Consider the following 9,485-nt stretch of genomic DNA (forward strand, 5'->3'; position numbering starts at 1 on the left):
AAACCCAATCAGGTGCTTTGACAACTGTTTGAGTTTTAACGGTAGCACACAAGCCAAAATTAGAGGCAATTAGCATCGATTCTAGAATTAGTCCTGCTAATTCTAGGGATTCCCGTAAAGCTGCTGCTAATAGGGGTTGCAGGTTGTTGTCCACAGGTTCGTCAGGTAGAATAAAATCATCGGGCAGTTTTTCCCAGGTGATTGGCGGTGATTTTGGGGTTAAATCAATAGCAGATGGTGTCATTGTCGTAAACAGTCCTTCCTATATTTAATAAGCTCTCATAAACTGCCCGCAACTAAGTAGGTGCATTAAATTAATTATCAAATAGACATCTAGGTGGACAATGCCTGCAATTATTTCATACACTATCATCAACTTCAACTCCTAGCGCTCTTAATTGTGCCGCCAAGCGTTCGGCTCGTTGCTTTTCCTGTTCAGCCCGTTGCTTTTCCTGCTCGGCCAACTCCTCTATGGTGGGGAGCAATTGCCCCTCTGCTGTTGCCCAACGTAGCCAAGTAATCGGCTCTTGTTCATACCCATAAATTCCCTGCCACCGCACTAACACTAGCCCTAATATTTCGCTGCTGAACCTGCCTTGAGCATCTGGGTTTAAAGATTTATAAACACCCCCTTCTAAGCGATGTCCCGCTAAATCTTCTGGGTCAAAGGGATCATACCAAAAGTATTCTGTCACCCGCAAACGATTCTGATAGATAAGCTTTTTCTCTTCTTTATCTTTTTTGGCTGTACTCTCAGAAAGCAACTCAATCACCACATCAGGGGCTTTCTCTTCTTCCCAGACGACCCAGCTTTTCCTTTCTTTTCGAGGCACGTCCACAACGACAAATACATCAGGCCCGCGATAATCCTCGTTACGCACTTGATTGGGGCTAAAGTAAACAAACATATTGCCCCCCACAAACGCTTCTCGTCCTTGGGTTTTTAACCACTGGGAGAGAGGTCTGACTAATAACTGCATTTGCAGTCCGTGTCGCTGGGTTTCCATGGGAATACCATCATCAGAAGGTAGTTCATCTTCGGTCGGTGGTAGCTTGATCCCTTGTGGGTTAGCTGCAATTAGGAGGGTTTCTTGAGCCATTGGTTGGTTGGGGTGAACAACTGATGCCACTTTCTTATCATAAACTATTGTCAATGTCAACCCAATTGCGATCACAATTGCGATGCCAAGCGCTCGGCTGGTTTTAGGTTATGTGATTTTGTCAAGATTCTCTGGTTCTATTACAATTCTAATCTTTTACATAAATATCACAACTTCCCTTATAATCGGGAGTTGTGATATTTACCGCGGATTCTAGAAGTTTATAATTGTTCTGATAGAGTAATTCTAAAAAAGTGCTACGAGGAATGTGAATCCTCTTTAGAGGACAGAGCGTGACAATTGGATTAAATTTCTTGAGAGCATAAGTAAAACGGGACTGAAAAGAATCGTCTGTAATAGAAGTTATCTCAGGGTAGAACAATACTTTTCTGTTTTTGTCAAGATAATAGTATGACTCAACCCAATCGGAAATTAGAATTGATGGGCGGTTTAAGCTAAACGGCTTTTACTTCGGATCACCGATATAGACTCCAAAAGGGTTATAGCTGTTGGATCATGCAGGTTAAGCGCCGTTTAGCTTAATTGCTTTTCTAATGTAGCCACTCTCTCAGACAAGCTGGCTACAGCAGACATGTGCGAATAGCTTTTAGGTCTTTGAAAATTCGATATCGTTAAGGGGACAAATTTGACACAAGCGATTAGGGACATAATAATAAAGGGCATGATTAACACACTAATCAGGGAGAGTCTTAGTAAATCAAACGAATTGGGCAATAGGATTGGCCAAAATTCACCAAATGCTATTTTATTCTGCATCAATTCCTGTTCAGATTCAGACATTTTCTTTCGATAATAACTAAAGGCATAATCAATCAAACAACCATAGGAAAGGAAAAATGGAAGTGATATAAATAACAAATTCCAAGGATGACTTCTGTTGACAAAATAAAGGAGGCTAACTATTCCCCAGATGGCAATTACAAAACGATACTTAGCGTTTTTATCCTCAATAGGACTCTGAAAAGATTGTATGATGTTAAAACCGTAAACAACCATAAATATCATCCATATATTATCTGGAAAAGGCATACCCATAAAGCCAGAGCCATATTTAAGAGTAGAACCTATATAATTATAAAAATTGATAAATTCTCCAGCAAGAATTCTAAAGCCAAAAATAATTATGAAAATGATAATGATAAGATTGATACTGAATCCTGTTAATTTTTTAATCATGTTTTTTGCGCTAAAACCATCTATTTTAAACTCATTCCAAATGTAAATAAGAAAGTACATAATCAAGACACATATACCAGAATCAAAATTACTTAATAGAGCCATTGCCACTGTAAAATCTAGAAGCAAATCTCGTAAGTTAATTGTTAAAAATCCCAGAGGAAAACTAGCTTTATCGAAAAATTTTCTTTCAGATATATAGAACGAAGTGACCAGTAAAAGACAAGGAAATAAAGTTCTTAAAGGAAAATATTGAAAGTATAAATCTCCTCCTACTACCCTAAAATAAAAATAACTCCAAAATAGGCAGCTGATGAATACCAAAATTCTGAACAACGGATTTTTGTAAATAGCTTTAACTATTAAATAGTAAAGAATAATCTGAAGGGCAATCAAACTACATACAACAATTTTAATAGACAATAGACTATTTCCCATTAATCGTGATATTAGGCCAAGCCAAAGATAATATCCGCCATATAAACTTTTAAATCCATCGTCAACAAGGGGAATAAAAGGGGAATCACCATTAATGGCCGCTAATGGGAAGAGAACCACATTAAAATGGTAGTTCGATTTATCATTATAAACCAGACTCCAAGCAACTGATGTCAACGTCACTAAAACTCCGATAAAAACTATATTCTCAATCAATAATGTTCTCAAAAATTTACGAAGAGAAAATAAATGTAAGAGAAAAAAGAAAATAACTGTTAAAATTAATGCGACTGGAATTAGCACCAAAAAATTCAAGCTTGATAAATAGGTTGTCAGTTCACGCCAATTGTATGACATCTCAGGTTTCATATAGAGCCTGAGACTTCCACCAGTTCCTTGGGTAAAGAGCTTTTGAATTGCTATCGTGTTGAAAACAAGACCAAGTCCCCACGAAATTAAAAACTCAAGATTACGACTTTGATTTGTGACTTGCCAATTATTGATTATTTTTGATAAAATAGAACTTAAATAGTTCAAAACTTTACCCAAAATAGTAGGTAAGAAAATAATAGAAATTAAAATGAATAGATACCAGACTGCTTCATACTTTTCATTTCCTTTCAAGCTGCCAAATCTTGTGGTAAGAAGATAATCTACATCAATAAAAATAAGTAAAAAGATACCCACTCCTTTGAGCCATTGATCAATCGCAGTTTTATTCATTTGATACATTTTATTTCCCTCTTTATTTATTGTCTTTTACAATTTAGATTAAAGAACATCGCTAGGTAACTCTTAATCAAAGTTGACTCGCGCTCTCTCTACCACTAGAGGTCTTTTTAAGCTTCGTCTATTTATCAAACCAATATATTCTCCTAAAATACCTATAAAAAATAACTGTACAGAAGAAAAAAGAAACAATCCGATAATGATCGCCGCTATTCCTATAGGAAAAAGGTTCCAAAACAGAAGCTTCAAAATCAAAGTCACCAGACCGACCAGAAAACTCAGTAGAGATAGAGCGAACCCGATCATTGTCGCCAATCTTAGCGGAAAATTAGAATAGGTAGTGATACCCAGCATTGCCAGATCGTACATTCGATAAAAATTGAAACTACTCTTACCTCGTTTTCGGACTTCCTGATGATACTCGATTTTAGCACTCTTAAAACCGACTTCTGAAATAAGACCCTTTAAGTAGGGATAAGGATCATCGATCAAACGCAATGCTTCTATCACTTTTTGATCATATAAACCGAAGCCGGTAAAACTAGCAGTTAAGTCAATCTCTTCTGATAGGGTTCTAACTAAAAAATAATAAAATCTTCTTACATTATAGACCAAAGAGTTCTCTTGACTCGATCTTTTAATACCTTTAACAACTTGATAGCCTTCCTCCCATTTTTCCAAAAAATCGACGATTAGTTCGGGAGGATCTTGACAATCGGCGAAGACTAAAATAACCGCATCTCCAGTTCCTTGTAAGAGGCCGTAATAGGTAGAACGAACAAAGCCAAAATTCCTAGCGTTAATGATAATTTTCAGTCTAGAGTCGCTTTGAGAGATTTGCTCTAATATACTGACTGTTTTATCTTGAGAGTCATTATCGATAAAAATATGCTCGTATTCATATTTTCCTAATCTTGCAAAAATCTCTTTGACCTCAGTATATAAAAGCTCAACATTATCTTGTTCATTGTAGCAGGGAGTAACAACAGTAATTAATTTTTTACTCATCTTACAATTTCCTCAATTTTATTTAGATTTAGATGGACTTTATACCATTCAATTGTATTTTTTAATCCCGTTGTTAAATTATATTTAGGTGTCCAATCGGTCTTTTTTCTAAGCAACTCATTATTAGCACAAATAAACATTGGATCATTGGGACGGTAAGGCAAAGCTCCCAGATGAATTAAATCAGGTTTACCTAATAAATTACCAAGTTCAAGTAATATTTGTCCAACGGTTACAGGCTGACCAGAACCAACATTAACTACACCTGAAACGTTGCTCTTAGCAACTGCCCAAATTGCTGATGCTATATCCTCAACATGAAGGAAATCCAGAACTTGTTCACCTTTAGTTGTTTTTACCACTTCATCCCGCAGCAGTGAACAAATAACCGACGGAATTAACCGTCGCTCATCCTCCATTGGTCCATACTGATAAAACAAACGAACCCATGTTAACTCTACTTCGGCGCTCTGGGCTAGTTGTTGTAAAATAGTGAATAGTGCCACCTTGGTCGCTGCATATAAGGTGATGGGTTTTGTCGGACTTGATTCAGAAAAATATCCTAGATTGAAATCATACTCAAAACAAGTCCCTATACCCACAAACCGCTTACAACCTACTTCAGCTAGTTGAGAGAATAAATTGAGACTTGCCTGGAATGAATTCAAGTTTTCCCGAGAATTTAGTTGTTTTCCTGACCCAACATACCAAGCTAAGTGAATACACAATTCGGGCTTGATTTTCTGTAAATAAGCATTCACTGTTTCAAATGCTACTAAGTCAGATTGCCATAAATGTAGTGATGGGAGAATATCTTGAATTCGCCATTGTTCGCCGTTTTCTCGCACAAGTGCGTGTACCTCACACCCTTCGGCTATTAAAAGCCTTGCTACATGGGAACCAACAAAACCACTTGCACCGGTAATCAATACTTTCATATTTTGGGTCTTCTCGACTTTCTGTAATAATCAGGGCGCACCATTCCTAGAAGTGTTGCCTAGCAAGACTTTGAAGATTATACTTCTGTAAAATTATCCCTATTCTTCTTCCTTCCACACAGAAACGAGAAGAGCCGCCATATTTTCCTTAACCTGAAATTTTGTCCCAAAAGTTGGGGAATTTTATTGGCCATGACAAAATTCTCTGATGGTCGTTGCTACATAGGTTAACATCTCCTCGGTTAATCCGGGATAAATGCCCAGCCAAAAAACACTACTCATGATTTTATCGGCATTGCTTAAATCCCCAACGACTCGATAATTTAACCCCTTATAAAGAGGCTGTCGCAATAAATTTCCTCCAAATAATAGCCTTGTGCCGATGCGTTTTTCCTCCAAATGCTTAACCAAATCATTGCGGCTAAAAGGCGCATTTTCCTTGACAAAAATCGGAAACCCGAACCAACTCGGTTCAGAATCGGGGCTGGCTTCAGGCATAATTAAAACATCTTGAAGCTCCTGTAACTTTTGATGCAAAAAGTCGAAATTTTCCCGGCGCTTTTTGATAAATCCTGGCAATTTATCCAGTTGCGCTACCCCGACGGCGGCTTGCATATCCGTCATCTTTAGGTTATAACCCACATGAGAATAGGTGTACTTATGGTCATAGCCAAAGGGCAAATCTCCTAACTGCCAACCGAAGCGCTTATTACAGGTATTATCTACCCCCGGAGGACACCAACAATCTCTGCCCCAGTCACGGAATGACTCGACAATCTTTTTCAAGCGGGTATCACTGGTTAAAACCGCACCCCCTTCTCCCATAGTCATGTGATGGGCGGGATAAAAGCTAACCGTTGCTAAATGCCCAAAGGTGCCGGTTTTTTGCCCTTTATAGAGACTTCCCACCGCATCACAGTTATCCTCAACTACCCAGAGGTCATGTTTTTCGGCAAAAGCCATCACCGCTTCTAAATTAAACGGATTTCCCAAGGTATGAGCGATCATAATCGCTTTAGTCTTCTCTGACAAGGCCAATTCCAGCTGCTCGATGTCGAGGTCATAACCGGGTAATTTAACGTCTAAAAAGACGGGAATTAGCTGATTTTGAAAGATGGGGTTAACTGTAGTCGGGAAACCTGCGGCGACGGTAATGACTTCATCCCCCGGTTTAAGTTGTTTTTCCCCTAGTTTAGGGGAAGTTAAGGCACTTAAGGCCACTAAATTGGCCGAAGAGCCAGAATTGACCAATAAACAATGTTTTACCCCCATCCACTGGGCAAAACGTTCCTCAAATTCCGCCGCATATCTGCCCGTCGTTAACCAGAAATCTAGGGAAGAATCCACTAATTTGACTAATTCTTGCTCATCAAATACCTTACCCGATGCCGGAATATAGGTCTGCCCCGCCACAAAAGCCCGGGGTTGAAATTTGTGCTTATAGTATTCTTGTACGGCTTGAAAGACTTGCTCTCGCAGTTCTGTTTCAGTATTGGTATTGGGGGGAGAAATAGATTGAGTCATGGTTAATTTCCTTTCAGGGGAGAAATTTGAACTTAATTATTACTTAATTTGGACTATTATCAGCCTTGAGTTCGCTAATCGATCAAACAACTTTGATAATATTCGATTTGTTGGCGGGTAAGTTCTTGGAATTGTGCTTTATCTTGAGAGTCCATTTGAGCCGCTTGATAATACCATGTCACGGTTTCCTTGAGGGTTTGCCGAAAATCCCAAACGGGTTGCCATTTTAGGGTATGGAAAGCCTTATCCGTGACTAGATTAAGCAATTTAGCCTCATGAACAGCCTTCGGATCACTTTGATCGAGCCAAGTCCCCGGCCAAAGTTGTAGAATAGACTCAACTAACTCTTTAACTGGACGATTAGAAGTCAGAGACGGACCGAAATTAAACGCCCCATATAACCCTCGGCTGTCTTGCTGCCAATTAGCCGTCATCAACTGCTCATAAATCGACTCAGCTAACCGTAAATAGCCACCCAAAGGCTCTAAAACGTGCTGCCAAGGGCGAGTCGCTAGAGGGTTCCGCACCGGAATCGCTTCGGACTTTATCAAGGCCCGCATTGTATCGGGTACAATCCGATCTAGGGACCAATCTCCGCCACCGATGACATTTCCTGCCCTGGCACTGGCGATGCCGATGGGGGTTTGAGGGGTTTTAAAGAAGGAACTGCGCCAAGATGCGATCGCTAATTCCGCCCCCGCTTTGCTAGAACTATAGGGATCGTAACCCCCCAAGGGGTCATTTTCCCGATAACCATAGACCCATTCCCGATTCTCATAGCACTTATCGCTAGTAATAAACACGGCGGCACAGGGATGATTCAGGCTTTTGAGGGCTTCTAAAACGTGAATAGTCCCCATGACATTTGTGTTCCACGTTTCCACCGACTCCAGATAAGAAAGCCGCACTAAGGGTTGTGCCGCTAAATGAAAGACTACATCCGGCTGCCATGAAGCGATTAAACGAGTCACTAACTCAGCCTCTCGAATATCTCCTATATGGTGACTCAGGTTCTGAGCTAAGTCTAATTGGTCAAATAAGGCCGGGGTGGTATTGGCAGCTAAACTGAGGCCTTTCACCTCTGCCCCTAGATGGAGTAACCAAAACGCCAGCCAAGACCCCTTAAAGCCGGTATGACCAGTAATAAAGACTTTTTTGCCCGGCCAAAATGCTTCCTTTACCATATTTTCCATCTAGCTTGTCCAGTGTCATAAAGGTGATTGAGCATTTCCATTTCTCGGTAAGTATCCATACACTGCCAAAACCCTTCATGCTTATAGACGGCGAGTTCTCCTAAAGCGGCTAGGGTTCTTAGGGGTTGTGCTTCAAAAGTCGTCGTATCTCCCTCAATTAAATCCAAAACCTTGCGATTTAAGACAAAATAACCCCCATTAATCCATCCTTCAGCCGTTTGAGGCTTTTCTTGGAATTGAGTGACTAGATTATCCTCAATCACTAACTCGCCAAAGCGAGAAGGGGGGCGAACCGCCGTCAAGGTGGCTAATTTACCATGAGAGTAATGGAAATCCAACAGATCCGCAATATTCACATCACAAACCCCATCCCCATAGGTGGCTAAAAAGATATCACTTCCGCTTTGATCTACATAAGAGGTGAGACGTTTAAGACGGCCTCCCGTCATGGTTTCCTGTCCCGTATCAACTAACCAAATACGCCAGTCTTCCTCATCATGTCCACTATCGAGTTTGGTCACTTTTTTATTGCCTAACTCTAAGAGGACATCACTGTGATTCCAATCATAGCTAAAGAAATAGTCCCGAATTATTTCCCCTTTATAACCTAGACAGAGCATAAAGTCAGTTAAGCCATAGTGGGCATAAGTTTTCATGATATGCCAAATAATTGGCCGATTTCCGATGGCAATCATCGGCTTAGGTCGAAATTCGGTTTCTTCCCGCAGTCGGGTTCCTTTGCCCCCACACAAGATGGCCACGGGAATGTTAGACTTATAGTCCTTAACTGTTAAACTGACCGATTGTATTACCATTAGATTATATAGTGAAGGGCTTTTAGAGTGACATCATCTTATCGAGGCAGTTTAACACGGGGTTCCCGATCTTGTCCAATATCACTTTACTAAATTGTCCGTCAAAAGTTGATAGAGGAGTCGGGTTTCGTAAAACAGCAAGCGACAGAGACCATCCTTACCCAATGCCTTAAAACTTGGTAACTCTTTCTTTTTCTCGATTGTTTGACCGTTTTCGGTGTCGTAATAGATATGAATTCGGGTATTGAGCCAAGATTGTTTAAGCTTGCCAACAATCTCGGTTTTAGCGGGTTGATTCGGGCAAATAGTCACCAGTGCGTGAGCATATAAGTGAGAGCGCACCAAGTCGGATTTCTTCCAAGATTTTTTTATCTTATATCATTTTTCCAAAGTAATGACAGACTTATACCAAATTTCAAAAACTATGGCATACTTATAGAAAAGATGATTAACTGGATAAATTAGCGATGCCAGTCGTACCCAAAATTGATATTGTTGAGTCAGTAGAAGATTTAAAAGAATTAATGAAACAACAAAAAAGTA

8 protein-coding genes and 1 pseudogene are annotated in these 9,485 nt (G+C 39.9%); all 9 read right to left on the bottom strand.

From position 1 onward, the window contains the following. Positions 1-244 (bottom strand): annotated as a pseudogene (locus IM456_RS09930) (hypothetical protein); the annotation flags it as partial. A gap of 115 nt (positions 245-359) precedes the next feature. After that, entirely contained in the window at positions 360-1,100 is a 741-nt protein-coding gene (locus tag IM456_RS09935; RefSeq protein WP_287694032.1) for a Uma2 family endonuclease, read from the bottom strand. A gap of 534 nt (positions 1,101-1,634) precedes the next feature. Beyond that, positions 1,635-3,458 (bottom strand): hypothetical protein, encoded by a 1,824-nt coding sequence (locus IM456_RS09940; protein WP_287694035.1) that lies wholly within the window; start codon positions 3,456-3,458, stop codon positions 1,635-1,637. Between the two features lie 72 nt (positions 3,459-3,530). Further along, a complete protein-coding gene (locus IM456_RS09945; RefSeq protein WP_149986565.1) occupies positions 3,531-4,472 on the bottom strand; it encodes a glycosyltransferase family 2 protein in 942 nt (313 codons plus the stop codon). Beyond that, positions 4,469-5,410 (bottom strand): NAD-dependent epimerase/dehydratase family protein, encoded by a 942-nt coding sequence (locus IM456_RS09950; protein ID WP_149986564.1) that lies wholly within the window; start codon positions 5,408-5,410, stop codon positions 4,469-4,471. Before IM456_RS09950 ends, IM456_RS09945 begins: the two co-directional genes overlap by 4 nt. A gap of 183 nt (positions 5,411-5,593) precedes the next feature. Beyond that, positions 5,594-6,934: a lipopolysaccharide biosynthesis protein RfbH gene (rfbH, locus tag IM456_RS09955; RefSeq protein WP_287694039.1), complete on the bottom strand. Its 1,341-nt coding sequence runs from the start codon at positions 6,932-6,934 to the stop codon at positions 5,594-5,596. A gap of 74 nt (positions 6,935-7,008) precedes the next feature. After that, the gene (rfbG, locus tag IM456_RS09960; RefSeq protein WP_149986562.1) at positions 7,009-8,127 is read right to left on the bottom strand and encodes a CDP-glucose 4,6-dehydratase; all 1,119 of its coding nucleotides are present in this window, start codon (positions 8,125-8,127) and stop codon (positions 7,009-7,011) included. Beyond that, positions 8,112-8,942: a glucose-1-phosphate cytidylyltransferase gene (gene rfbF, locus IM456_RS09965; RefSeq protein ID WP_149986561.1), complete on the bottom strand. Its 831-nt coding sequence runs from the start codon at positions 8,940-8,942 to the stop codon at positions 8,112-8,114. Before rfbF ends, rfbG begins: the two co-directional genes overlap by 16 nt. An 81-nt stretch (positions 8,943-9,023) precedes the next feature. Further along, the gene (locus IM456_RS09970; RefSeq protein WP_253881164.1) at positions 9,024-9,284 is read right to left on the bottom strand and encodes a hypothetical protein; all 261 of its coding nucleotides are present in this window, start codon (positions 9,282-9,284) and stop codon (positions 9,024-9,026) included. Positions 9,285-9,485 lie beyond the last annotated feature (201 nt).

It is taken from the genome of Microcystis sp. M079S1, assembly GCF_020246425.1.
Lineage (GTDB): Bacteria > Cyanobacteriota > Cyanobacteriia > Cyanobacteriales > Microcystaceae > Microcystis > Microcystis aeruginosa.

Coding starts and splice junctions, on each gene's coding strand:
- IM456_RS09940 (WP_287694035.1), bottom strand. CDS start 3,458: ATGAATAAAACTGCGATTGATCAATGGCTCAAAGGAGTGGGTATCTTT.
- IM456_RS09935 (WP_287694032.1), bottom strand. CDS start 1,100: ATGGCTCAAGAAACCCTCCTAATTGCAGCTAACCCACAAGGGATCAAG.
- rfbF (WP_149986561.1), bottom strand. CDS start 8,942: ATGGTAATACAATCGGTCAGTTTAACAGTTAAGGACTATAAGTCTAAC.
- rfbH (WP_287694039.1), bottom strand. CDS start 6,934: ATGACTCAATCTATTTCTCCCCCCAATACCAATACTGAAACAGAACTG.
- rfbG (WP_149986562.1), bottom strand. CDS start 8,127: ATGGAAAATATGGTAAAGGAAGCATTTTGGCCGGGCAAAAAAGTCTTT.
- IM456_RS09950 (WP_149986564.1), bottom strand. CDS start 5,410: ATGAAAGTATTGATTACCGGTGCAAGTGGTTTTGTTGGTTCCCATGTA.
- IM456_RS09945 (WP_149986565.1), bottom strand. CDS start 4,472: ATGAGTAAAAAATTAATTACTGTTGTTACTCCCTGCTACAATGAACAA.